This window comes from Saccharomonospora azurea NA-128, from assembly GCF_000231055.2.
Classification (GTDB): domain Bacteria; phylum Actinomycetota; class Actinomycetes; order Mycobacteriales; family Pseudonocardiaceae; genus Saccharomonospora; species Saccharomonospora azurea.
In genome coordinates this window covers 4,467,938-4,491,104 of the sequence record NZ_CM001466.1, presented here as the reverse complement: position 1 = coordinate 4,491,104, position 23,167 = coordinate 4,467,938, and the positions used below count along the sequence as shown (strand labels likewise).

General features: G+C 68.1%; 22 protein-coding genes and 1 pseudogene. 6 read left to right on the top strand and 17 right to left on the bottom strand.

All coding sequences use genetic code 11. From position 1 onward, the window contains the following. The first annotated feature begins 204 nt into the window (after nucleotides 1–204). On the top strand, nucleotides 205–921 hold the full coding sequence (locus SACAZDRAFT_RS20790; protein WP_005444940.1) for a helix-turn-helix domain-containing protein: 717 nt from the start codon (nucleotides 205–207) through the stop codon (nucleotides 919–921). A gap of 82 nt (nucleotides 922–1,003) precedes the next feature. Here the strand turns inward: SACAZDRAFT_RS20790 and SACAZDRAFT_RS20785 are convergent, their stop codons facing one another. The 5 genes from SACAZDRAFT_RS20785 to SACAZDRAFT_RS20765 are packed head-to-tail and all read right to left on the bottom strand — an operon-like array spanning nucleotide 1,004 to nucleotide 7,617. Then, nucleotides 1,004–1,774, bottom strand: coding sequence for an SDR family NAD(P)-dependent oxidoreductase (locus SACAZDRAFT_RS20785; RefSeq protein ID WP_005444938.1), 771 nt, complete (start codon nucleotides 1,772–1,774; stop codon nucleotides 1,004–1,006). Between the two features lie 28 nt (nucleotides 1,775–1,802). Continuing rightward, nucleotides 1,803–2,777: a zinc-dependent alcohol dehydrogenase gene (locus SACAZDRAFT_RS20780; protein ID WP_005444935.1), complete on the bottom strand. Its 975-nt coding sequence runs from the start codon at nucleotides 2,775–2,777 to the stop codon at nucleotides 1,803–1,805. Nucleotides 2,778–2,828: 51 nt separating this feature from the next. Beyond that, nucleotides 2,829–5,408, bottom strand: coding sequence for an ATP-binding cassette domain-containing protein (locus SACAZDRAFT_RS20775; RefSeq protein ID WP_005444933.1), 2,580 nt, complete (start codon nucleotides 5,406–5,408; stop codon nucleotides 2,829–2,831). After that, nucleotides 5,405–6,490, bottom strand: a complete 1,086-nt coding sequence (locus SACAZDRAFT_RS20770) for a substrate-binding domain-containing protein (RefSeq protein ID WP_005444931.1) — start codon at nucleotides 6,488–6,490, stop codon at nucleotides 5,405–5,407. Before SACAZDRAFT_RS20770 ends, SACAZDRAFT_RS20775 begins: the two co-directional genes overlap by 4 nt. Further along, nucleotides 6,487–7,617 (bottom strand): ABC transporter permease, encoded by a 1,131-nt coding sequence (locus SACAZDRAFT_RS20765; RefSeq protein ID WP_005444930.1) that lies wholly within the window; start codon nucleotides 7,615–7,617, stop codon nucleotides 6,487–6,489. The genes SACAZDRAFT_RS20770 and SACAZDRAFT_RS20765 overlap by 4 nt, the downstream gene beginning before the upstream one ends. A gap of 344 nt (nucleotides 7,618–7,961) precedes the next feature. Between SACAZDRAFT_RS20765 and SACAZDRAFT_RS20760 the strand changes: the two genes are divergently transcribed. The 3 genes from SACAZDRAFT_RS20760 to SACAZDRAFT_RS20750 are packed head-to-tail and all read left to right on the top strand — an operon-like array spanning nucleotide 7,962 to nucleotide 10,370. Next, nucleotides 7,962–8,363, top strand: a complete 402-nt coding sequence (locus SACAZDRAFT_RS20760) for a nuclear transport factor 2 family protein (protein ID WP_005444928.1) — start codon at nucleotides 7,962–7,964, stop codon at nucleotides 8,361–8,363. After that, a complete protein-coding gene (locus SACAZDRAFT_RS20755; RefSeq protein ID WP_005444927.1) occupies nucleotides 8,360–9,463 on the top strand; it encodes a maleylacetate reductase in 1,104 nt (367 codons plus the stop codon). The genes SACAZDRAFT_RS20760 and SACAZDRAFT_RS20755 overlap by 4 nt, the downstream gene beginning before the upstream one ends. A gap of 1 nt (nucleotide 9,464) precedes the next feature. After that, a complete protein-coding gene (locus SACAZDRAFT_RS20750; protein ID WP_005444926.1) occupies nucleotides 9,465–10,370 on the top strand; it encodes a dioxygenase family protein in 906 nt (301 codons plus the stop codon). Nucleotides 10,371–10,554: 184 nt separating this feature from the next. Here SACAZDRAFT_RS20750 and SACAZDRAFT_RS20745 read toward each other — a convergent pair whose 3' ends face one another. From SACAZDRAFT_RS20745 to SACAZDRAFT_RS20710, 8 genes are all read right to left on the bottom strand, one after another. Then, the gene (locus SACAZDRAFT_RS20745) at nucleotides 10,555–11,484 is read right to left on the bottom strand and encodes an IclR family transcriptional regulator (RefSeq protein WP_005444925.1); all 930 of its coding nucleotides are present in this window, start codon (nucleotides 11,482–11,484) and stop codon (nucleotides 10,555–10,557) included. Between the two features lie 540 nt (nucleotides 11,485–12,024). Further along, entirely contained in the window at nucleotides 12,025–12,795 is a 771-nt protein-coding gene (locus SACAZDRAFT_RS20740) for a class II aldolase/adducin family protein (RefSeq protein WP_005444924.1), read from the bottom strand. Further along, nucleotides 12,795–14,045: an NAD(P)/FAD-dependent oxidoreductase gene (locus SACAZDRAFT_RS20735; protein ID WP_005444923.1), complete on the bottom strand. Its 1,251-nt coding sequence runs from the start codon at nucleotides 14,043–14,045 to the stop codon at nucleotides 12,795–12,797. The genes SACAZDRAFT_RS20740 and SACAZDRAFT_RS20735 overlap by 1 nt, the downstream gene beginning before the upstream one ends. Then, nucleotides 14,045–14,242, bottom strand: a complete 198-nt coding sequence (locus SACAZDRAFT_RS20730) for a ferredoxin (protein WP_005444922.1) — start codon at nucleotides 14,240–14,242, stop codon at nucleotides 14,045–14,047. Before SACAZDRAFT_RS20730 ends, SACAZDRAFT_RS20735 begins: the two co-directional genes overlap by 1 nt. 21 nt (nucleotides 14,243–14,263) lie before the next feature. After that, nucleotides 14,264–15,049, bottom strand: a complete 786-nt coding sequence (gene hcaB, locus SACAZDRAFT_RS20725) for a 3-(cis-5,6-dihydroxycyclohexa-1,3-dien-1-yl)propanoate dehydrogenase (protein ID WP_005444919.1) — start codon at nucleotides 15,047–15,049, stop codon at nucleotides 14,264–14,266. Then, the gene (locus tag SACAZDRAFT_RS20720; protein WP_005444917.1) at nucleotides 15,046–15,360 is read right to left on the bottom strand and encodes a hypothetical protein; all 315 of its coding nucleotides are present in this window, start codon (nucleotides 15,358–15,360) and stop codon (nucleotides 15,046–15,048) included. The genes hcaB and SACAZDRAFT_RS20720 overlap by 4 nt, the downstream gene beginning before the upstream one ends. Continuing rightward, nucleotides 15,360–16,007, bottom strand: coding sequence for a 3-phenylpropionate/cinnamic acid dioxygenase subunit beta (locus SACAZDRAFT_RS20715; RefSeq protein WP_005444915.1), 648 nt, complete (start codon nucleotides 16,005–16,007; stop codon nucleotides 15,360–15,362). The genes SACAZDRAFT_RS20720 and SACAZDRAFT_RS20715 overlap by 1 nt, the downstream gene beginning before the upstream one ends. Next, the gene (locus tag SACAZDRAFT_RS20710) at nucleotides 16,004–17,395 is read right to left on the bottom strand and encodes an aromatic-ring-hydroxylating dioxygenase subunit alpha (protein WP_005444914.1); all 1,392 of its coding nucleotides are present in this window, start codon (nucleotides 17,393–17,395) and stop codon (nucleotides 16,004–16,006) included. The genes SACAZDRAFT_RS20715 and SACAZDRAFT_RS20710 overlap by 4 nt, the downstream gene beginning before the upstream one ends. 638 nt (nucleotides 17,396–18,033) lie before the next feature. Here SACAZDRAFT_RS20710 and SACAZDRAFT_RS20705 point away from each other — a divergent pair. Then, nucleotides 18,034–19,035, top strand: a complete 1,002-nt coding sequence (locus SACAZDRAFT_RS20705; RefSeq protein WP_005444912.1) for an IS481 family transposase — start codon at nucleotides 18,034–18,036, stop codon at nucleotides 19,033–19,035. Here SACAZDRAFT_RS20705 and SACAZDRAFT_RS20700 read toward each other — a convergent pair. The 4 genes and pseudogenes from SACAZDRAFT_RS20700 to SACAZDRAFT_RS24030 form a co-directional block, all read right to left on the bottom strand. Further along, the gene (locus SACAZDRAFT_RS20700) at nucleotides 19,024–19,722 is read right to left on the bottom strand and encodes a class II aldolase/adducin family protein (RefSeq protein ID WP_005444910.1); all 699 of its coding nucleotides are present in this window, start codon (nucleotides 19,720–19,722) and stop codon (nucleotides 19,024–19,026) included. The genes SACAZDRAFT_RS20705 and SACAZDRAFT_RS20700 overlap by 12 nt on opposite strands. Before the next feature lie 46 nt (nucleotides 19,723–19,768). After that, nucleotides 19,769–21,388 carry an SLC13 family permease gene (locus SACAZDRAFT_RS20695; RefSeq protein WP_232286312.1) on the bottom strand — a complete coding sequence of 540 codons (1,620 nt, stop codon included), beginning with the start codon at nucleotides 21,386–21,388 and terminating at the stop codon, nucleotides 19,769–19,771. Further along, nucleotides 21,385–21,732 (bottom strand): annotated as a pseudogene (locus SACAZDRAFT_RS23950) (aldehyde dehydrogenase family protein). The gene SACAZDRAFT_RS20695 and the pseudogene SACAZDRAFT_RS23950 overlap by 4 nt, the downstream one beginning before the upstream one ends. Further along, nucleotides 21,660–21,830 (bottom strand): hypothetical protein, encoded by a 171-nt coding sequence (locus SACAZDRAFT_RS24030; protein ID WP_269726608.1) that lies wholly within the window; start codon nucleotides 21,828–21,830, stop codon nucleotides 21,660–21,662. The pseudogene SACAZDRAFT_RS23950 and the gene SACAZDRAFT_RS24030 overlap by 73 nt, the downstream one beginning before the upstream one ends. 425 nt (nucleotides 21,831–22,255) lie before the next feature. Between SACAZDRAFT_RS24030 and SACAZDRAFT_RS20685 the strand changes: the two genes are divergently transcribed. After that, nucleotides 22,256–22,693: a hypothetical protein gene (locus SACAZDRAFT_RS20685; protein ID WP_040927835.1), complete on the top strand. Its 438-nt coding sequence runs from the start codon at nucleotides 22,256–22,258 to the stop codon at nucleotides 22,691–22,693. Nucleotides 22,694–23,167: the final 474 nt, after the last annotated feature.

Below are 23,167 nucleotides of genomic sequence, written 5' to 3'. Positions count from 1 at the left end.
GGTGTGCCCTACGTCATCACGATGGGTGTATAGTAACACTGAACACCGCGCTGTAAAGTATCGAGAAGTGACACCGCACGCTGCGTGGCAGTGAGAGACACGACGAGGCATGCAGGGACATGGAGAGACTTCGCCCCGGCCGTCCAGTAGAACAAGACGATCACAGCGTCCACGTTCGGTGAGGTAGTGGGAAGGTAGAGCGCCATGAGCGAAGCTGTTTCCGCGGTCGGGGGTGGGGAAGCCGAGCACGCGGCACCCCAGCTGGGACAGCGGCTACGTGCGGCACGCGAGGCGGCGAACATCTCCTTGCGCGAGATGGCCCGCCGGGTCCACCTGTCCCCGAGTTTCATCTCGCAGGTGGAGCTGGGACGGGCCACGCCGTCGGTCGGGACCCTGTATGCGATCGTCACTCAGCTGGGGTTGTCGCTGGACAGTCTGATGGCCGAACACGCCGCCCCGAGCGATCTGGAGACCCGCGGAGCCACGAAGAAGGACCGCCCCGAGGCGCGCAAGGACGACACCGAGCCCGCCGCCGGTGAGGCGCGGACGAACGACCTGGTGCCGTTGCCCGAGGTCGGTGCTCTGCCGGGCCTGCAGCGCCACGACGACCGCCCCGAGCTCTACCTGCACGGCGTCCGGTGGGAACGGCTGACTCCGACGGACGATCCGGATGTCGAGTTCCTGCGGGTGACCTATCCGCCGGGCACCGAATCCTGCCCGGCGGACAACCTGATGAACCACGGGGGCAAGGAGTACTTCCACATCCTGTCCGGCCGGTTGGAGGTCCAGGTGGCGTTCGCCCGCCAGGTCCTCGGCCCCGGGGACAGCCTGAACTTCGACTCCTCGATCCCGCATCGGCTCAGCAACCCGTTCGACGAGACGTGCGTGGCGATCTGGTTCGTGGTCGGCCGCAACCACTGATCGCGGCGCACGCGCCACCGGAAACGACGAAAGGGCCCACACCGCACAGGGTGTGGGCCCTTCGTTCGACCGCCGCGACGGATCAGACCGCCGTGTAGCCGCCGTCCACGGTGAGCGAGGCCCCGTGCACGAACCGGGCCTCGTCGCTGGCCAGGAACAGCACCGCATAGGCGACGTCCTCGGGTTCGCCGACGTGCCCGATCGGGTGCTTGGGCTCCATGATGTCGAGGTAGCCCCGCAGGCCGCCCTCGCCGCGGCTCGCCACCTCCCGCACGAACGGGGTGAGGATCGTGCCCGGGTGGACCGAGTTGACCCGGATGTTCTCCCGGCCGTAGGTGGCGGCGTCCTTCTTCGTCATGATCGTCACCGCGCCCTTCGCGGCGTGGTACGGCGCCATCTCGTGGGAGCCGACCAGACCGTAGATCGAGGACAGGTTGACGATGCTGCCCTTGCCGTTGCGCCGCATGTGCGGGATGGCGTGCTTGGTGCAGAAGAAGACGCCCTTGACGTCGACGGCGAAGACCGTGTCCCACTCGGCCTCCGTCACCTGGTCGGTGGGCTTGTCGACACCGGAGATACCGGCGTTGTTGACGAGGATGTCGACCTTGCCGAACCTGTCGGCGACCTGGCCGAACACGGACTCGACCGCCGCCTCGTCACTGACGTCGAGGCGCCAGAACGCCGCCTTGCCGCCGGCCTCCTCGATCAGCCGGACGGTCTCCGCGCCGTCCTTCTCGGAAATGTCGGTCACGGCCACGGCCGCGCCCTGCTCGGCGAAGAGCTGCGAGATGGCGCGTCCCATGCCGTTGCCGGCACCGGTGACGATCGCGACTTTGTCCTGTACACGTCCCATGGGATGTCTCCTTCGACTGCGGGCCGGGTCAGAGGGTGCCGTTGAAGCGCAGGTGCACCTTGATGTTCTTGTCGGTCTTCTGGGATTCCTCCAGCGCGGTCAGGGCGTCGTCGACCTCGTACTCCTTCGTCACGAGGTGGCCGAGGTCGATGCCGCTGCGAGCGATGAAGCGCAGGGTGGCGGGCCAGACCCCGGGAGAGCCGATCGCGCCGCGGATGTCGAGCTCCTTGGACTGGATCAGGCCGAGCTTCGCGGGCGCGGAGGCGCCCACGTCGATGCCGATGTAGACGACGCGACCACGGAAGCCGGCGAGTTCGAGGGCGGTGGCCATCACGGCCGGGCGGCCTGAGGCCTCGACGACGACGTCGGCGCCGCGGCCGTCGCTCTCCCGGGCGAGGACCTCCTCCGTCTCCTCGGGGGTGACGGCGAAGGCGGCGCCGAGCTTGAGGGCGGCCTCGCGGCGCTCGGCGGAGGGCTCGACGGCGATGGTGGTGGCGCCGAGGGCTGCCGCGGCGGCGACGACACCGAGTCCGATCGGGCCCGCGCCCAGGACGACGACGACGTCGCTGGCGTTGACGTTGCCGGCGCGCATCAGGCCGTAGTAGCCGCAGCTGAACGGTTCGACGAGCGCACCGCTGGTGAAGGACACGCTGTCGGGCAGCTTGTGCAGCCAGGCGGGCTTGGCGACGAAGAACTCGGCGGCGGCGCCGCTGATGGAGAAGCCGAAGTGGTCGTCGCCGATCACGCACTCGCCGACCACGCGGTCGCCGACGGCGAAGGACGTGACGTCGGAGCCGACGGCGACGATCTCACCGGACCACTCGTGGCCGGGGATGATCGGGTACTCGAAGGGGATGATGTAGCGGCCTTCGAGCAGTTCGATGTCGGAGTGGCAGATCCCCACGGCACGGGACGCGACGAGGACCTCGTCGGCGGCGATGGCGGGAATGTCGATCTCGTCGACGGAGGCGGTGTTCTGTGCGGTGAAGCGAAGAGCCTTCACGGTGAATGTCCTTTGCGAGTCGAGATTTCCGAACAGGGTCGAACGTGGTGATCAGTCGGCCAGACGACTCCTCCTGCGCTGCAGGGCGACGTAGCAGATCGCCGCCAGGATGGCGATTCCGCCCTGCAGCCAGTACTGCCAGGCAGTGCTGAGTCGCAGGAAGTTGGCCATGGCGAGGACGACCTGGAGCAGCAGCACACCCAGCAGCACCGCGACGGGCGAGCCGCTCCCGCCGCGCAGCAGGGTTCCGGCCACGACGACGGCGGTGATGCTGGTGAGGGTGAAGCCGATGCCCTGGTTGGGGTCGCCCACGCCGACCTGGCCGACGAGCATGAAGCCGCCGAGCATCGTCAGCAGCGCGCAGCCGACGTAGGCGGCCCCGACGACGACCCCCACGGGCACACCCACCCGGGCGGCGATCGTCTCGTCGGAGCCGGACGCGCGCAGCGCGATGCCGGGCTGCCAGTAGCGCAGCAGCAGCCCGAGGCCGATCGCGATGGCGACCGCGAGGAGGAACGCCACCGGCACCGGACCGATGCTGTAGTTGATGACGTCGAGGATCGCGAAGTCGATGTAGCCGTCGATCTCGGGCCGCAGCAGCAACGACACACCCTGGATCGCGATGTAGGTGACCAGGGTGGCGGCGACGGCGGTGAACCGCAGCCCGCGCACCAACGTGCCGTTGACCAGGCCGACGACCGCCGCGGCGGCGGCCGCGAGGAGCACACCGGCGACCAGCGTTCCCGCGGACGCCCCGTCGAACCAGTAGAACGACGTGATCACGAGGATCAGGCCGGTCAGCGGCCCGACCGACAGGTCGATGCCTCCCGTGATGACGACGAGGAGCTGACCGAGGGCGACGAAGCCGAGAGCGGTGGCCAACAACAGGATGTTGGACACGTTCGCCTCGCCGAGGAACCGCGCGTTCTGGATGGTCGCGATGAGCGACAGCAGCACGATCGCCCCGAACAGCACCATCGGGGAGAAGGCACCGGAGAACCGCCGCAGCGGGGAGCGCTTCTCCTCCGGCTCCTTTCGTGACCGGTCGGCGGTGTCGGCACGACCGGCGGCCCGATGCCCGGTGGCGGACACCATCGCGTGCATCATCTTGTGCTCGGTGACGTCGTCGCCGGTGAGCGTTTCCACCACCGAACCGCGCGACATCACCAGCACCCGGTCGCACAACCCTTCGAGTTCGAGGGCGTCGGAGGACAGCACGAGGATCGCCATGCCCGCGTCCGCGGCGGCCCGCAGCTGGGCGTAGATCTCGGCGCGCGCACCGGCATCGACACCCTGCGTCGGCTCCTCGGCCACGATCAGGTTCGGCTGGGACAGCAGGGCGCGCGCGAGGACGACCTTCTGCTGGTTCCCGCCCGACAGGGTGCCGACGGCGGTTTCGTCGTCGGGCGCCTTGACCTCCAGCGCGCGCGACATCTCGGCGGTGGTGCGCGCCTCGCGGGAGCGGTCGATCAACCCGAAGCGCAGGAACCTGCCCAGCGCGCCCAGCGCGGCGTTCTCGCGGATGCTGAAGTCCGCGACGACGCCTTCGCCCGCCCGGTCGGCGGGCATGAAGGCGATGCCGGCCCGGTGCGCGTCGGCGGAGTGGCGCAGCCGCAGCTTCTCGCCTTCCCACGTGACCGTGCCGGTGTAGGGTTCGAGCCCCGCCAGCGCGCGCACCACGTCGGCCTGCCCGTTGCCCGCGACACCGGCCAGGCCGACGATCTCCCCGCGGCCGACGGTGAAGGACACGTCGTGGAACTTCGCGCCGGTCAACCCCTCGACCGACAGTCCGGGCTCGGCGGGCCCGGCGGCCTTGGCCGGGAACACCGCGTCGACGTCGCGGCCCGCGATCAACGAGATGATCTCGTCGTCGCTGAGCCGGTGCGGATCGTAGGACCCGCGCATGCGGCCGTCGCGCAGGATCGTCATGGTGTCCGCGAGCTCGCGGACCTCGGGAATGCGGTGGGTGATGTAGACGACCGCGACCCCGTCGGCGGCGACCTGCCGGACCCGCTCGAACAACAGATCCACCTTGTCCTGCACCAGCGGTGCGGTGGGCTCGTCGAGGATCAGCACGCGCGAGTCGATGGCCAACGCGCGGGCGATCTCGATCAGCTGCCGTTCGGCGATGGGCAGGTCCCCGCACTTGGTGTCGGGCCGCACGGTCGAGCCGACGGCGGTCAGCTTCTCGGCGACCCAGTCGTCCATCTCGAAGATCGACGGCCGCAGCGTGCTCGGAATCGACAGGGCGAGGTTCTCGGTCACCGTCAGGTCCGGCAGCAGCGCCGGGGTCTGGTGCACGATGGCGATGCCCGCCCGCAGCGCCGCGGCCGTGGTCAGGGACTTCTTCTCCTCCCCGGCGACGACGATCGAGCCGGACGTGGGAGCCAGCGCCCCGGAAATGATCGACATCAGCGTCGACTTGCCCGCGCCGTTCTCCCCCAGCAGGGCGTGCACCTGACCGGGGTAGATGTCGATGTCGACGTCGGCGAGCGCGGTCACGGGGCCGAAGGTGCGGCTGACGCCGCGCACCTTCAGGTAGGGCTCACCCTGCTGGTTCTCCGGGACGTGGGTCGGGTGGGGCAGCGTGCCATCGGCGGGGACGCGGGAGGGCTGGGCCGAAATCGTCATTTCAGGACCTCACCGATTCGTTGGGGTGTGAGCGAGCTGGAGAGCAGGGCGTCCTCGGGGAGCGACGGGTCGCACTGCGGCGCCGACGGGGTCCCGGAGATCGAGTCCTCGAAGGGCACCGGGATGTCGGTCTTCGACTCCGGTGGGGTGCCGCCGGTCGCGAGGGCCACCGCGTGCTGCGCGGCGAGCCTGCCCATGGAGGTCTGGGAGTTGACCGTGAACAGCTGGAAGCTGGGGTTGTCGGCGGCGAGCTTCTCGTACTGGCAGGACAGGCCGTTGACGTCGGCGGTGGCGATCAGCGGGAGCGGACGCCCGGCTTGCTGGAACGCGGTGATGATGCTGGTGGCGGCGAAGTCGGCCACCACGGCGTCGATCTTCGGATAGCGCGACAGCATCGTGGACGTCGCCTGCTGCGTCTGCGCCGGGTTCCAGTTCGTGACCGTGAACGGCTGGTCGCCGATGATCTCGATGCCCGGGTAGTCCTCGATCGCCTCGCGCAGGCCCTCGTTGACCGCCATGTTCTGCGCGTTGGCGGGCGGGCCACCGAGGAACAGCACGTTGCCGGTGCTGTTCGGCAGCGAGTCGATCAGCCACTGCCCCCACAGCCGGCCGATCTCGGCGAAGTCCGAGGCGACGAAGGTCGAGTACTCCTCCCCCTCCGTGCCTCCGGGAGACACCCGGTAGGGGACGACGTGCACGCCGGACTTGTACTCGTGGCGCAGCGCGGGCAGCAGGGCCTGGCCGGCGTCGGGGAACACCAGCAGGGCGTCGACACCCTGTGCGCCGAGGCTCTTCACGTCGGAGATGGCCTTCTGCGTGTCGCCCTGGGCGTCGGTCACGATGAAGTCGGTGACCGACGAGCACTGGGCCAGCTCGTCCCGCAGCTCGGCGAGGTTGAGCCGTTTCCAGCTGTTCCCGCCGTCGCCGTCGGCGAACCCGATGACCGCCGGGTCCGGACCGCACCACGCGGGGCGCGGGGCGGAGGCGTCGACGGTCTCGAAGCCGCCCACGGAACAGGAGGCCAGCAGTGCGGACACAGACAGCAGAGCCGCCGCACGGGAGGCGAACGTCTTGATGGTCATCGGGTGGTCCTTGTCGGCTCGGAGACTGCGGGCGTGGGCACGGTCCCGGTCGTGGGCGAGGACTCCGGTTCGGGCTCGTCGTCGGCGGGCGTCGAGGTCGCCGCACCGCGACGTCGACGGCCCAGCGAGCCGGAGTGGAACGCCACGCCGAGCGCCAGTGCGAGCGCCTGGACGATGATCTGGATGCCGTAGGACAGGCCCAGCGTCGAGACGAGTCGGTCGACTTGCGTGAAGAACAGCGCGGCGACCAGCGAGGCGACGATGTTGCCCTTGCCGCCCCGCAGCGAGGTGCCGCCGAGCACCACCGCGGCGACCGACGGGAGCAGGTAGGCATTGCCCTCGGTGATGCCCGGGGTGTTCACGATGCCGGTGAGCAGCACACCGCCGAGGCCGTAGAGCGCCGCCGCGCCGCTGTAGGCGAAGAGCACGTATCCGTGCCGGCGGATGCCCGCCGCGGCGGCGACGCGCTCACTCGCTCCCACCACCTCGAACCGGCGGCCCGCGGCGGTCCGCTTCACCACCACGGCGATGACCGCGGTCAACACGAGCGCCACCAGGACGGTGACCGGAACACCGAGGATCGATCCGCCGAGGGAGGTGGACAGCCCGGACGGGATGCGGCGAGCGGCCCCTTCCGACACGGCCCAGACCGCACCCAGCAGCAGGGCGTTCATGCCGAGTGTCGCCACGATGGGCGTCACTCGCAGGTAGGTGATGATCAGACCGTTCACCAGACCCGCGACCGCGGTCGCCGCCAGCGCGACCGCGACGGCCACCACGATCGCCGTGGTGTCTCCGCCGGCGGACAGCCGGGCGACGATCACCACCGCCAGCGAGAACGCTCCGGGAACCGAGAGGTCGATACCGCTCTGCTGCACGACCAGGGTCTGACCGAGCGCGACGACGGCGAGGATCGCCGCGAACGGGAGCATCGCCGAGATCGCACCGGCGCCGACGCTTTGCGGGGCCAGCACCGCACTGACCAGGAACAGAGCGACCGTCGCCAGAACGATCGCCAGCAGACTGCGCGCGGCGGCGCTGTCGAGTAGTCGCCGTCCCGGTGGGGACACCCGGGTCTTCGCCGGGGAGTGTGAACCGGGCGCGGCCCGATCGCCTGTGATCGTCACGTCCTACTCCGAGGGTTGATTCGAGAAAGCTCAGGGATGCCGGGGTGTGTCTGGGCGATCACGGTGTATGCCGTGACTGAACTGTGTGTTCTGCCGTGATTGAAAGTGTTAGCTGTCACTTTGTCAACCAGCAGCCGCTGGACAGTCCGAAAAAAGCTGCGTCTTCGCTGCTCAGAGCGCAATGTTGACAGTGACTGGCCAGGGTCGCCCCCTCACTGCCGGTGAGCCCGGCTGCACGGTCCACCCCGTCAGGTGTTCTGTCACGATTGACACTCCTGTGTGGTGCGTCCTACCGTGCGAGGACAGCCACAGTCAGCTGCATCCCATCTACTTGGAGAACCCCAGTGACTTCCTCCGACGTGCTCGACGACTCCGTCGCTGCGGTCAAAGCCGAGATTCTGGCGCTCGAGGACAAGCGCTACGACGCTGTCGTCGACGGTGACTTCGACACCTTCGCCAGCCTGTGCCATCCCGACCTGACGTACAGCCACTCGGACGGCTCGCGCGACACGATCGAGTCCTACCTGCGCAAATGCCGGGACGAGTTCTACGTCTACCACCGCATCGACCACCCGGTGTCGGACGTACTCGTGCACGGCGACGTCGCGATCGTGGTCGGTGAGATGAACGGCGAGATCACCGCCAACGGCACGCCCATCGAACTGGCCAACAACTGCATCGCCGTCTGGGTCCGCCACGACGGCGCCTGGAAGTTGCTCGCCTACCAGCCCACCCCGCGCCGATGAACACCCCAGCCGTGAAGTCGGACAACACAGGTCTCGTCTTCGACCACGAGACCCTGCCGCAACGGGTCCGGTTCGGAGCCGGACGCGCCGCCGACAACCTCGCGGACGAGGTCCGCCGACTCGGCGCGAAGGCGGTCATGGTGATCGCCGCCCCCACCGAGAGCGACCTCGCCCAGGCGATCTGCGCCGATGTCGACGTCGCGGTGCGGTTCGACGACGTCGCCCCGCACGTGCCGGTGGACAAGGCCGTGCGGGCTCGCGAGGTGGCCGCCGAACACCGGATCGACCTGCTGGTCAGCGTCGGCGGCGGCTCCACCACGGGTCTCGCGAAGGCGGTCGCGCTGACCACCGGGATCCCGATCGTCGCCGTGCCCACCACGTACGCCGGGTCGGAGGCCACGAACGTGTGGGGCATGACCGAGGCGGCGCGCAAGACCACCGGCGTGGATTCCCGCGTGCTGCCGACGACGGTGATCTACGACGCGACCTGCATGCTCACGCTGCCCGCCGACCTCGCCGTGGCCTCGGGACTCAACGCCCTCGCCCACGGGGTGGACTCGATGTGGGCGCCGCGCGCAGACCCGATCAACCGGGCGTTGGCCGCCGAGGCGATCGGCGCCCTCGCCGACGGGATGCGTGCGATCACCGCGGATTCCACCGATCTGGCCGGACACGAGCAGACCCTCTACGGCGCCTACCTCTCGGCGGTGGCCTTCGCCTCCGCCGGATCGGGGATGCACCACAAGATCTGCCACGTCCTCGGCGGCGCCTACGACCTCCCGCACGCGCACACCCACGCGATCGTGCTGCCGCACGTCCTCGCGTTCAATGCCGACGCGGCACCCGAGGCGGCCGGGCGCATCGCCGCGGCGCTGGGCGCCGACGACGCGGTCCACGGACTGGAAGCCCTGCGCCGCGACGTGCACGCCCCCACCGCGCTGCGGGAGATCGGCCTCGACGAATCACGTCTCGACGAGGCCGTGGAGCTGATCATGCCGGTGATTCCGCCGTCGAACCCCCGGCCGGTCACCGAACAGACCCTGTCCCTGCTTCTCCGCAACGCCTGGTCCGGAGCCGAAGCCGAGCGAACGAGGATGTGACATGAGCAGCGAGAACACCGCAACGTCCACAAGCGACGAACAGCAGCGGCGCGAACGGGCGCTCACCGACCGGGTGATCGCCAGCTGGGCCGGCACCTCCGACGAACGCCTCAAGGAAATCCTGACGTCGCTGACCGAACACCTGCACGCCTTCGTGCGCGACGTCCGCCTCACCGAGGACGAGTGGGCGAAGGGCATCGAGTTCCTCCGAGCGGTCGGCGATATCACCGACGACCGTCGACAGGAGTTCATCCTGCTGTCCGACGTGTTCGGGGTGTCGATGCAGACGGTCACCGTGTCGAACGAGGCTGTCGGCAACGCCACCGAGGCGACGGTGTTCGGGCCGTTCTTCGTCGACGACTCGCCGGAGATCCCGCAGGGTGGCGACCTGTCCAACGGTGCTCCGGGGCAACCGTGCTGGATCGAGGGCACGGTCACCGACACCGACGGCAATCCCGTCCCCGGTGCGCGCATCGAGATCTGGGAGGCGGACGACGACGGCTTCTACGACGTCCAGTACGACGACGACCGCACCGCCGCACGAGGCCACCTGTTCGCCGACGACGAGGGCCGTTTCCGGCTCTGGGGCCTGACCCCGACGCCGTACGCGATCCCGCACGACGGCCCGGTCGGCGCCCTGCTGGAGAAGACCGGCCGCTCACCGATGCGCCCGGCCCACCTGCACTTCATGGTCACCGCCGCGGGCAAACGCACGCTGATCACGCACATCTTCGTGCGCGGCGGCGACCACATCGACTCCGACGCGGTGTTCGGCGTGAAGGACTCCCTGATCACCGACTTCGTCGAACAGAAACCCGGTACCCCCACGCCGGACGGACGCGACCTCGGGGACCGAAGCTGGTCCCGCGTGCGTTTCGACATCGTGCTGGCGCCGGACAACGCCTGACTGGCGGTCCCCGGGTGCCCTCCGGATTCGTCTGCGGGGCACCCGGAGAAAGGCGCCGCACCACCCGGCATCGGTCCGGCTGCGCCCGTCCCGGTTGCGCGCCCCACGTCGTCGCCGAGGAACGGCCCAACCCGGCTTCGGACGGAGCTCGCCCGCGTGCGCGAGAGTCCCGGCCCCGCGACGGTCAATGGAGCAGTGTGGCGGCCTCACTCACCTTCGTCATCAGGGTCTCGCCGATCCGGCGAATGTCGCTGCGGTTCATTCTGCTGACCGGTACCGAGACGTTCATGGCCAGGCTGACCGGCGACTGCCCCGCGGGAAAGGCCACGGACACCGACGACACGCCTTCCTCGCTCTCCTCGTTACTCGTCGCGTAGCCGCGCCTGCGCACTCCGTCGAGCTCGATCTCCAGGTCGGTTCGGCTGCGGATGGAGTTGCTCGTCAACCCGTCGAGCTCCTCATTCGGAAACAGTCGGCGCAGATCGTCCGTCGACAGCTGCGCGAGCAGCGCCTTACCCGTGGAGGTGCAGTTCGCGGGCATCGACTGTCCCAGCCGGGATGCGACCCTGACGGCGCGAGGGCTTTCGATCGCGTCGATGAACCGCACCACCGTTCCGTCGAGAATGCCCAGGTGAACGGTCTCACTCAGTTCCCGATTGAGTGACTCCAGGGACGGCCGGACGGTCTCGCGGACATCGAAGCGCTGGAGGATCGCGAAGGCGACAGCGGTCAGCGCGGTCCCGGGCCGGTACACCTTCGACCTGCTGTCCTGCCGGATGAAGCCTCGGTACTGCAGCATCGCCAGGAGCCTGTGCGCAGTCGACGACGCGACGCCGAGGTACTCCGCGACCTCGGTGAGCCGCAGCTCACTACGCTCTCCCAACAGCAGCAGGATCTTCAGTGCGTTGTCGACCGACTCGATCGGATACTGCGGTGCCGGACCGCTGGCGAGCGTGTGCACATCAGTACCAGATTTCTTCATGACAGAATCGTACGCCAATCTCCATAGCATCCGTTGAGCAACGACGTACGACGACGTGCCCGGAGGCGGCGCGGCCAGGCCGGAGGCGACGCGAATTCCCTCCGGTCCCCGAACCTGCTTCTGTTGCCGCAACTCACCTCCCTGCCCGAACTCGTCCGCACGTCTCGTCACGACTCTGATCGTGGTGCCGTTCACGATCCGGGCAAGTGCTGCGCAGTTCGTTGACCCTCCACCTTACTGCGCTCTACAGAAACTGTTTCTGTATGATCGTCGGGCGGGTCCACGTGCCCAAGGTCGGGATCCACGCCGACGCACACCGGACCATCGCGGAGTCGGCGACAGCCGCCGAAGGGGCTGGGAGCACCGGGCGACGGCCGACCATGGCCGCGCGCGAGCGGCGCGCCGAGTCCGCGCGATCGTCCTCTGTAGAGGAAAGTCGGATTCCGGACGTCGCGCCCGGGAAGGGCGTGTCGTCGGCAGACCGCGGTGTGCGGCGACGGCAGCTTTTCAGGGATGGCCATTGGACCTGGTTCCGTTCCCAGCGACGCCCGGATGACAGCGCGAACAACCCGCTCTCCGCCGCGCACGCGGTCGGAGGCCGGCCCGGTGTCGGGGTCTCCACTCCCCTTTCGGTGCGGAGCACCCGGCACGGGCCGGCCCGTGCCGGTCGGGTCAGTGGGAAGGCCCGACCGGGTGCCGATCATCGACCACGCCGGCCAGCCTGGCGAGCTCGTGCCGCCACGCGACGCCGGTGTTGAAGTTCGCGCCGAGATCGGGCAGCTCCGCCATGTCCTCGGCCGGGAGATCGGCGAGGCGCCCGCCCGCGGTGACGACGCGCAGGGACAACGTGGCGAGCGCGTCGACACTGATGGCCTGTAGTACCGCCTGCTCCACCGTCGCGGCCGCGCTCGTGATCCCGTGCCCGCGCAGGAGCACCACCGGACGGGCGCCCATCGAGTCGACCATCTCGGCCGCGAGCCGCCGGTCCCGGACCAACACCCCGCGCCGGTATACCGGCACCCCGCCGGCGGCCAGCCGGGAACCCGGGATGTCGAAGGCCCCCACGATCGGCCGGATCTCGATGCCGGCGAGATCGGCCGCCACGACCTCCGGCGGATGCGCGTGCACCACCGATGCCACGTCGGGCCGGCGACGCAGGACCTCGGTGTGCAACGGCAGCTCGTTGGGGGGAGAGTAGCCGTCCAGCTCGCCCGGAGCTCCCGGCTCGCCGTCGAGATCGACCAGGCGGATGTCATCGGCGAGCGTGTACCCGAGACCGCGCTCACGCGGCCCCCGGCAACGGACGAGCAGCCGGCGCTCGTCGACACGCAGGCTGATGTGGCCGAGGATGCCGTCGGCGAGCCCGCGCCCGGCCAGTACCCGGCAGGCGCCCGCGATCAACGTGCGCAGCGGGGCCAGTTCGGCCGAGTTCGGCGCCTTCATCACAGAACCTCCTGTGCGGCACGTTGCCGTGGTCGGGCCGCTTCCACGGCCGCGCGAATGTCGACGAGCGTCCGGGGCGCGGTCGCCCCGTCGTGCAGTGCCCTGCGGCAGGCGACCAGCGCCTTGGGCCAGCTCACCGTCAGGGCGCCGGTGAAGAACCCGTCGGCGTCGGCGTAGAGCACCGCGAACGAGCGCCCGGGATCGGCTCCGTCGACCCGAACGTGCTCCTGGTCGCCACCCGTCCGTCCCACGAGCTGGATCTTGCGGTCGTACTGGTCACTCCAGACGTACTCGACCGGCGTGTGACTCCGCAACGCCGTGGGATCGACGATGTTGTGGGCGACACAGGCCGCCTGCTCGACGGCGTTCGTCCAGTGTTCGGCCCGGACCGTGCGCTCGTACCGTGGATGCCACCAACGCGCGACGTCGCCGACCGCCCAGATCCGCGGATCGTCGACGGACCGGCCGAACTCATCACACACGACACCGTCCTGGACGGTGATCCCGCTGCCCGAGAGCCAGTCGTCGTTCGGGACCGCTCCGATGCCCACGACGACCGTGGTGGCAGGCAACATGGTGCCGTCGGCCAACACCACCTCCAGCCCGGTCGGCACGACCCGAATGCCGGTGACCGACACACCGAACCGCGTCGTCACACCGTGACTCTCATGCAGAACGGCGAAGTCCTTCGCCACCTCGGGATTCAGTACCCGCGACAGCGGCACCTCGACCGGGTCGACCATCGCGACGTCGGTCAGCCCCATCCCGACCGCGGTCGCGGCCACTTCAGCACCGATGAAGCCCGCACCGACCACCACCACCGGACCGCCCGCGCGCAGCGCCGAGCCGAGTCCCTCGGCGTCGGACAGCGACCGGACAAGGTGCACGCCGGGCGGGTTGCCCCAGAGAGACGGACGTGCCCGCGCGCCGGTGGCGATGACCAGATCGTCGTACTCCAGCTCCGTGCCGTCGGCGAGTACGACCCGCCTCGCGCCCGGGGTCAGGCTCGTAGCCGCTCGGCCGAGCTCGAGGCGAATGCCCGCCTCCTCCGCTTCCTCCCTGGACAGCAGCCGGATGGATTCCGGCGTCGCGTCCCCGGCGAGCAGCGCCTTGGACAACGGAGGCTTGTCGTAGGGCAGCACGTCCTCGGCACCGACGAGCACGATCTCGCCCCCGTAGTCCGCGGCTCGCAGCGCCTGCGCCGTGCGCACTCCGCCGATCGAAGCACCCACGATGACGGTACGCGCCATCAGTCGTCCTCGACCACGAGCGCATTGACCGGGCAGCTGCGCGCGGCGGCCTCCACCCGAGCGCGATCGGTGTCGTCGATCGCACTCCGCAACACCACGACCAGACCGTCGTCGTCGATGTCGAATACGTCTTCGGCGCCGACCACGCAGTTCGCATAGCCCTGGCACGCCTCAAGATCGGCCTTCACGACCGCCATGTCGTTCCTCCTCGTCTGTGCTCATGCTTTGACGCCTATCCCCCCGTCCGGGTGGATCACGTCGCCGGTGATGCCGCGCGAACGGCTCGACGCCAGGAAGACGTAGCTCCACGCGTGGTCCTCACCGGACAGTGCCACCTGCAGCGGAACGCGGGCGGAGAGCTCGGCGGCGCGATCCGGGGCATCGTTGAGTCGCTCGTCGCCGAGTCCCAGGCTCCCGAGCCCGCGCAGGTCGGTGTTGAGCGTGCCGCCGGGGGCGACGCCGTTGACCCTGATCCGCGGCGCCAGCTCGTGGGCCAGCGCCGTGACCAGTCCGCGGACCGCGAACTTGCTCGGCACGTAGAGCACGCCGCCCCGGCCCGGGTAGTACGCCGACGTCGACTCGGTGAGGATCACCGTGCCCTGGGCCTCCCGCAGCGCGGGCAGCGCGGCCTTCACCGAATGGAGATGGCTCTTGACGTTGGTCCGGAACATTTCGTCGAACGCGGAGTCGATCGTGTCGGCATCCAGGTCGCCGATTCCTCGATAGAAGTCGAAGATGCCCACGCAGTTGACCAGGATGTCGAGCCCGCCGTACGCCTCGACCGTGGCCGCGACCGCCTCGTCGTTCGCTGTTCGAGTGGTCGCGTCTCCGGTCACCACGGGCAGCCCGGGCACCTCCGCTTCCAGGGCCTCGCACTTCGCGGCGTCCCGTTCCAGCACAGCGACGCGCGCGCCCTCCTGCTGGAAAGCGTTCACGACAGCGCGCCCGATGCCCGAGCCGGCGCCGACGATCAGCGCGCGTCGCCCTTCCAACCACCCGGTCATGCGCTGTCCCCACCAGCGAACAGCGGCCCGAACGGTTGGCCGATCATCGCCGAGAACGTCTCGGTGTTCTGCCAGGTGAGCGCCTCCATCTCGAGCGGACAGAGCGTCACCCACTGTCCCGACTTCGGCGACTCCACGAGCAGCCGGGCCCCGTTGCGGGTCTCCACCCGGGACACCCGGATCTCGGCGAACTCGTTGCCGACCGAGATCGCCTCACCGATCTGATGGGCCTTGAGTTCCCGCAGCTGCGCCGCCGCATCCGCTGCCGCGGCGGCGTCCTCAGCCTCTCCCTCCCAGCTCAGTCGGCGCATCACAGGAACACCGCCAGGTTCTGGGTCCGCAACACCGAATCGTCGACGAGGATGGTGCGGCGGGCGAGCAGCCACTGGGAACCGTCGCGCCGCAACAGATCCTCCCGTCCCGCCGAGATCACCGCAGCCTCACGCACGTCTCCGCGACTGCGGTAGAGCAACATCGCCGAATCCACGATCAGCTCGTCGGGATCGGTCGTGGCGAACGTCCGGACGTTGGTGACGTAGTGGCGAAGCCTCGACGGTGGATCCTCGGTCCACGCGTGTTCGGTCACGAACCGCGCGACCCGGCGCGAGAGCGAGTACTTGTTCTCGTCGAAGTGCGCCATCCCTGGCGCGGCGTCGTAGCCCGCGGACAGCGCCGTCGTGACCCGCACCGGCATCAGGTAATGGATGTCCTCGGCGAGCAGATCGAGCCAGTCCTCGTAGTTCTGCGCGTCCAAAATGTACGCTTCTTCGACGAGCCAATGGTGTGCCAGCAGGTGGCGTTCGTCCGAGAAGGGCAGGCTCGCTCCGATCCGTTGGGTGGTCGGCGCATGCGCTCCCAGCTGGGACTGCGCCGAGTACGGACCGCCGTTGCCGGTCGGCCGGGCGCCGATCTTCTCCTCACTCGGCTTCGGTGTCGTCGGGGACATGTCGAGGCTCATGCGGACACCTCCTCGTCGCCGGACTGCACGTCCGAGACCGCGACCTGCGTCACCTTCTCGACAGGCCGTTCGAGGTAGTCAGCCCAGCGGGACAACAGGTGCCGCTGGTTGTACTCGCCGTACCCGACATGAGCTTCTCCCGGACCGGCGAACTGCTCCGGCGGCAGCGGCGGAACCACCTCGGTATCGTCCTCCAGCAGACCCATTCGGCTGTTCAGCAGCAGCCTGCGCGCCATGGCGCCGGCCGCGGTGTTGGTCAGCGAGACCCAGTTCTCCACGTCGTCCTGCTCGAACATGCCGGTGGAGCCGAAGCACATCAGGTAGGCCTTGTAGGACAGCGCCTTGAACTCTTCGGGCGCCTCGGCATCGACCGCGAACCACGACAGCACCTCGGTCTCGTCCGGGCCCACCGGCTGCCAGGTCCGGATGGAGATGAACGGCAACACGTCGTCGGACTCCTCGACACGCGGCCAGTTGTGCACCAGGCTCATGTTCGGGAACAGGGACGCCGCCGACACCATGAAGCCGTCGCGCCCGATGACGTCGAGCTGGTTCTGCGACCACTGCGTCTTCATCCGCTCGACCATCTCGTCGGGGTATCCGACGTAACGCAAGCGTTCTTCGAGCGTGCCCGGGGGCAACTTGTAGGTCGTGCCACCACCGTTTCCCGCCCAGTACGTGTTGCCGTCCTTGCGCTTCTCGGCCTTCGGCTCGCGAAACAAGCCGATCTCGACGACCGACGTGTGCGTCTGCGGCGTGTGGTACATGTCGCCGGCGAAGTTCTCCGCGCCGATCTTCCAGTTGGCCTTCACCCGCCATCGCTGCGGGCCGCGAAGCTCGATGCCGCTCGCGGACTGACGGGTGTAGTAGTCGAGATAGAAGGCGAAGTCACCCAGATACTCCCGCAGCGGCGGCGCATCCGGGTCCAAGCTCACGAAGATCAGTCCGTTATAGACGGCCAGCGACGGAGCCGGAAGCAACGTCTGGCCCTTGCGGCGGAAGCCCGCCTCCCCACCGTAGGCGTCCTTGTGGAAGGGCAACCCGACGATCCGCCCGTCGTTGCGATACGACCAGCCGTGATAGGGGCACCGGAAATGGGAGGCGTTGCCCATCTCCGCACGACACACCTGCATTCCACGATGCAGACACATGTTGAACATCGCCCGGATCTGCCCATCCTCGCCACGGGCGATGATGAACGAGTCCTCGAGCACCCTGCGGACGACGTAATCGCCGGGCTGGGGCACCTCGGACTCGTGGCCCACGAACTGCCACGCCCGGCTGAACAGCCGCTCCTTCTCGAGATCGAACACCTCCTCGTCGTTGTAGATGTGCGCGGGGATCATCCCCCGCCGCACATCTCGGAGAAGGGCATCCTGGTCGGTCATCGACGACTCCTCACGAGCTGACTCTCTGCATAGCAGAGCTCTTATCCTGCCAACAGAATTTCAAGCCGGTCGGTCGCTGTCAAGTGCCTCGGGTGGCACGCGCGAGCGGACCCGAGGGCGGGAGCCGAGACGCATCTCGGGCACAGGTGCGGATCAGCCGCCAGATGCGATCAGCCGACGACCTCGTCGAAAGCTCCCGCCGCCGAGAACTGCTCCGGGGTGGAGCGCGCGGCAAGCCCCCAGTGCCGGCGCGACTACCGGGAAGGTCCTCAGCACACGGGTTCGGCTCCACGCCGTGACGACACCAGGTGTCACCTGGGATTGATCGGGCGTGCTCCACATCGGGGTCGTTCGGCACGTGCCCCACGACACGCTTTGCCGGCTCACGAGCCGGCCACAGGAACAGCCCTGCGAGGCTCAGGCAGCGAGCGTCACGCGCCCTCGCCACACGGCTCTATCTGCCACACCCCCGACACGCCGTTGGAGAAACGAGAGATTCCGGCGTTCCGTTCACTTCTCGCCTAGGTGTTGCGGGTCATGACGTTGGTGACGGTGGGTGGGGTCTGATCACGGGGACGGGTCTTTCGGCGGCAGGATGAGAACCGCCAAGTCACTCGTCCCCGACCGAAAGACCCGCCGTGCCACACAGTAACGCCCCGCTGTCGATTGAAGGCCGCCGCCGACTCATCCAGCGCTGCCAGTCCCGTCTGATCGCCCATGTCGCCGCGGAAATGGGCATTTCGCGGCAGTGCGCCTCGAAGTGGGTCAACCGCTATCGCCGCTTCGGTGACCTGGGCTTGCTCGACCGGCCCTCGACCCCGCACCGGCAACCGACCGCGACCCCAGGTCAGGTCGTGGCCCGCATCGAGGAGATGCGCCGCGAGCACAAGTGGTCGGCCAGTCGCATTGCCTTCGAGCTCGGCGCGGACGGGGTATCGATCAGCCGACGCACGGTGAGCCGGCATCTACGCCGCCTGGGACTGCATCGTCGCCGATTCATCGACCCCACGGGTGCGTCCAACCGCGTGCCCCGCCGGATCATCGCCCACCGGCCGGGGCACATGGTCCACCTCGACGTAAAAAAGGTCGGGCGCATCCCCGATGGCGGCGGGTGGCGGGTGCATGGACGCGGCAGCGATCAAGCCAGGGCCGTGGCCCGTACCAAACAACGCGGCAGCCGCACCGGATACGTCTACCTGCACTCCGCAGTTGACGGGTTCTCCCGCCTGGCCTACACCGAAGCACTCCCCGACGAGAAAGCCCGCACCGCGATCGGCTTTGTGTACCGGGCCAGAGCATTCTTCACCGCCCACGGCATCACCCACATCCAGCGCATCGTCACCGACAATGGCGCCTGCTACCGCGCGGCCGACTTCGCCACCGTTCTGCACGGCGCCCGCCACCAGCGCATCACCCCATACACCCCACGCCACAACGGCAAGGTCGAACGCTACAACCGCATCCTCGCCGAAGAATTCCTCTACGCCCGCACCTGGACCTCCGAACAGCAACGCTCAGAAGCCCTACACATCTGGAACCTGCACTACAACTACCATCGACCCCACACCGCCGCCGGGAACCAGCCACCCGCCACCCGACTCCACACCGGCGTCACCAACGTCACGACCTCATACACCTAGGTCCGGCAACTGTCTCACGAGGTAATCCCACACACCGGCGACCGCAGTGTCGTGGTAGATGTGTTCACGCTTGGCCAATGACTCTTCCTCCGGCGACCAGCTCGGCCAACCGCCGGCTGAACGGGTCATCAGCTGCTGCGCGCACGCCCGTTCCAGAAGCACCGCCGCCACAGTCGCCTCCCTCACATCACGCCCCACCGCCACGATGCCGTGATTGACGAGGAACGCGGCGCGAGCATCGCCGAGCTGGAGCGCGAGCGAACTCCCCAGCTCACGCGTCAGGATGAGGTCGGCGGTCTCGGTGAAGCGGGGAACGGCCGGGGGCACGAAATAGTTCGCCGCGTGGCTCACCGGATGGAGCGCCTGCCCCGTCGCGGCCAGCGCCACCGCGTTCGGCGGGTGCGTGTGGACCACACCACCGACGTCCGGGCGCGCTGCCATGATCTCGGTATGGATGGGGTACTCACTGTGCCGGGCTCCGTCCCCGCTGAGCACCACACCGTTGTCATTCACGAGGTGCACCCGCTCGGGCGTGACCTCGTCGAGGCCCCAGTTCGCCGCTTTCAGCCACACACCCCTTCCTTCGGGGTCGCGGGCGGAGGCGTGCCCCCAGATCAGGTCGCCGTGCCCGGCCGCAGCCAGGATCCTCGACGACAGCGCAACGGTTTCGCGTAGTTCGCCACACATGCGTGTGAATCTCCGATCGATGTGAACATTGCCGGGAATGCGCCCGTCACACTGCGCTCGGCAGGATGAGAATCAGCCACGTGACGATGGGCGCGGTCACCACCATCGCGATGCCCCAGGTGAGCATGAACTGGAGCAGCTTCGGTCGTGTCTCCTCCGGGGCGTTGGCCAGCGTGAGTGCACCGACCGACGAGAACGGCGTCGAATCGACGACCGTCGCGGAGATCGCCAGTGCGATGAGCAGCGCAGTGGCTCCGACCTCACCCATGACGAGAAACGGCACCGCAAGCGGGATCAGCACACCGAGCAAACCCGCGCTGGAGCCGAAGGCCGAGGTCACCGCGCCTACCAGGCACAGCAGGAACGCCGTCAGCAGCGGCGATCCCAAGCCGGCGATCGCGCTGCCCACCGTCTCCACGGTTCCGTAACGCTCCATCGCGCCGACCAGCGTCGTGATGCCACAGATCAGCAAGACGACCGACCATACGATTTTCTTGTCGGCATCGACGAACCGCTTGGGGAAGATCGCATGGAGCGCCGATGCCGACATCAACGCCAGGAACCCGATCTCGATGTCGAACGCCAGGGCGCCGACGCCGACACCGAGCATGATCACGATCGTCGCCACCTGGTCGAACCGCAACGGCCTCGGCTCACCCTCACTGCTGTCGCCACCGGTCACCGCAGTGCCCCTGCGCGGTCCGGCCGGACCAGTGCCCACCACCGAGTCGACACCCCCGGAGACCTGAGCGCCCAGGGCGACCTTCAGGTCCTGGGCCACCGCGGCACGCCGGAGGTGGCGCTCTCGCAGCAACGTCCGTCCGCCGAAGAAGATATAGATGATCACGGCGAGACCGACGTTGTACGCGGCGCTGCCGAAGAACAACGCGGCCGAGGAGATCGACAGTCCGTTGGCGCTCGCGGCCCGCTGAACGATGATGGCCAGACCGTTGAGCGGCGAGAAGTTGCCGAGACACGAGCCGTGCATCACCATCAGCGCCGTCATGCGGCGGTCGATGCCGTAGCGCTCACCGAGCCTCAGGCACAGCGGCGCAAGCATCGCGACCCCCGCCGGCCCGAGGGCACCCACCGTCGTCGGCACAGCGGAGAAGACGAAGATCGCCCAGGGCACGAATGCCGGCCGGTCGCCGAACAACCGCACTGCGCGGTCGATGATCCATTCGATCGTACCGTTCACCGATGCCAGACCGAACAGATACGTGACACCGACGAGGAGTACGAAGATGTCGGCCGGGAACCCGGCCAGCACCTCGCCGGATCCCTCTCCGGCGATGAGCGTTCCGATGAGGAACGTCGCGATGAACGCGAGCGCGCCGATGTTGACGGGTCTCACCGTGCCGATGACGAACACCAACACGAGTGCCACGACTCCGATGACGTGGATGGACACAAGCTTTCCTCTCCGCGTGCTCCGATGGACGCGACGCGACTCTCCCGTCCGCCGGCCGCACTGACGGAGGAAGAACCTCTGCGCTACAGAAGTAGCTTCTGCGACGCCCGGGACCCTGTCAACCAGCAAGCGGAATATTCTTCTGCCAAGCAGAACGGCGCCCCGACTGGTGCTCACCTCCAGTTCGGACAGCGCAGCACCGGCATCACGCGCCGAGAACCGGACTCCGGGGGACACAGGCGTCTCAGTCGTCACTCCGTGACGACGGTGACCGCTGTGGTTCCGGTGTAGGACAGCAGCTCGTCAACCGACTCCTCACGACCGACGCCGGACGATTTCACTCCGCGGAAAGAGAGGCCCCAGTAGTGTCGAGAGCTCCCGCTGATCCATTCGTAACCGGACTGAAGCTCACCCGCGACGCGATGGGCGCGGGTGAAGACGCCCGCGGTCGATCCGTACCCGCTGCTGTTGGCGATGGATGGTCACGGCTTCGGCTCCACGGAGAGGACCGGGCCGAAGATCTCCTTCACCGCGGCCGGGTTGTCGGGCGCCATTCCCGCCAACACCGTCGGAGCGAGGTACCGCCCATCGGGCCCCACCGTGGCGGGCCGACACCACCGGCGAGCACCTTGCCGTCGGCCGAGGTCGCGGCGGCGATCGGGTCGAGCGATTCCTCGTACCGGTCGCGCGAGATCACGGGCCCCATCCTGGTGTCCACATCGAGCGGATGACCGACTCGGATCGATCGGCCGTAGCCGTGTAGTTCATGCGAACACCGCGCTCTCGACGGCGCTGCCAAGCCGGCCTCGAACTGGGGGCAAGAACGCACTCGCGAATCGAAGAACCCACAGAACTCATCAAAGGAATGCACTTGGCGCGAGAACTGTTTGTTGACCTACTCGACTCGCGCCTAGGCACGAGGGGTTGCGTTCAGATCGGGTACGAGAACGTTCCCGCGCACATCAACAACACGTTATTCACGCAGCTCGTCAAGGACGGTTGGATCGGCACCACCGGGACTGGAACGAGCGACCTCGAAGCTGTGGTCCGAGAAGTCTTGCAACATCGCCGACCACAAGGATCATGCTTGCTCGATCGAGGTTGAGCACGCACCATGCAGCGGTGAGCACCGTCATCAGGTTCTTCGTGGCGCCGAGTCACGAAGCTGCGGCTGCGGTCGTGGATCGCGGCCCCGACGGGGCTTTCGAGTCGCTGTCGTACGGCAACTTCGATGCTGAAGAGGCATTGATCGAGTGGGAGAGCATCGTCACCGGTCGAACCTTCGAGAGGCTCGTCGCCGCCGACGAGCCCGAAGCCGTCGCTGACTCCGACGATGGGGATGGTCCCGTGGTCCTCGCTGCTTCCAAAGCCCTTCAAGACGCACTTGCCGCTGCCGACCAGTCCCGACTTGGTGAAGTCAGCCAGCTGTGGGTTCGGAAGCGGGCGGCGGATGGAGAGACGTTCGACCAGGAGATCGCAACCAAGATTCTGAGCGATCTGGCACGGCTGGCTCGTGGCGTTGGCGGGCGGGACCACCGCCTGTACTGCTGGATGGCGTAGAGCGGAGACGGCCACCGTTGATCATCGCCAGCCGTGTCGACCAACGAGATCAGCCGGTGGCCGAGGGTCGCAGCGTAGGCTCTGCCCGCTGACAGGAGGCATTCGAGGGTGCCGCCGATAACGGTGCAGCGGATACCCTGCCACACGCCCGGTGTCATCGCGTGTAGCGGGCCAGCATCGATCGCAACGGCTCGGCTCGCGGGTCCGTAGGGCTCAGGTCGGCGAGTATCGATCGGACTTGTGAGGCACGATCTTGCCACCGACGACAACGCCTGGTAAGAGGTGGGCCGGGCGGGACTCGAACCCGCGGCCAAGGGATTATGAGGCCGCGAAATCACCCGTCAGGAGTAATAACCGCAGGTAGTGCGGCGAAATAGCGGCCGCGTCGTCTCACCAGAGGCACCGTCCAGAACCGGTTCATGGACAAATCCATGGACAGATGGCCGCCACAGGCGGTCTACCTGTGGCACAACC

Coding starts and splice junctions, on each gene's coding strand:
- SACAZDRAFT_RS20790 (WP_005444940.1), top strand. CDS start 205: ATGAGCGAAGCTGTTTCCGCGGTCGGGGGTGGGGAAGCCGAGCACGCG.
- SACAZDRAFT_RS20785 (WP_005444938.1), bottom strand. CDS start 1,774: ATGGGACGTGTACAGGACAAAGTCGCGATCGTCACCGGTGCCGGCAAC.
- SACAZDRAFT_RS20775 (WP_005444933.1), bottom strand. CDS start 5,408: ATGACGATTTCGGCCCAGCCCTCCCGCGTCCCCGCCGATGGCACGCTG.
- SACAZDRAFT_RS20770 (WP_005444931.1), bottom strand. CDS start 6,490: ATGACCATCAAGACGTTCGCCTCCCGTGCGGCGGCTCTGCTGTCTGTG.
- SACAZDRAFT_RS20755 (WP_005444927.1), top strand. CDS start 8,360: ATGAACACCCCAGCCGTGAAGTCGGACAACACAGGTCTCGTCTTCGAC.
- SACAZDRAFT_RS20750 (WP_005444926.1), top strand. CDS start 9,465: ATGAGCAGCGAGAACACCGCAACGTCCACAAGCGACGAACAGCAGCGG.
- SACAZDRAFT_RS20740 (WP_005444924.1), bottom strand. CDS start 12,795: ATGAAGGCGCCGAACTCGGCCGAACTGGCCCCGCTGCGCACGTTGATC.
- SACAZDRAFT_RS20735 (WP_005444923.1), bottom strand. CDS start 14,045: ATGGCGCGTACCGTCATCGTGGGTGCTTCGATCGGCGGAGTGCGCACG.
- SACAZDRAFT_RS20730 (WP_005444922.1), bottom strand. CDS start 14,242: ATGGCGGTCGTGAAGGCCGATCTTGAGGCGTGCCAGGGCTATGCGAAC.
- hcaB (WP_005444919.1), bottom strand. CDS start 15,049: ATGACCGGGTGGTTGGAAGGGCGACGCGCGCTGATCGTCGGCGCCGGC.
- SACAZDRAFT_RS20720 (WP_005444917.1), bottom strand. CDS start 15,360: ATGCGCCGACTGAGCTGGGAGGGAGAGGCTGAGGACGCCGCCGCGGCA.
- SACAZDRAFT_RS20715 (WP_005444915.1), bottom strand. CDS start 16,007: ATGAGCCTCGACATGTCCCCGACGACACCGAAGCCGAGTGAGGAGAAG.
- SACAZDRAFT_RS20710 (WP_005444914.1), bottom strand. CDS start 17,395: ATGACCGACCAGGATGCCCTTCTCCGAGATGTGCGGCGGGGGATGATC.
- SACAZDRAFT_RS20700 (WP_005444910.1), bottom strand. CDS start 19,722: ATGTGTGGCGAACTACGCGAAACCGTTGCGCTGTCGTCGAGGATCCTG.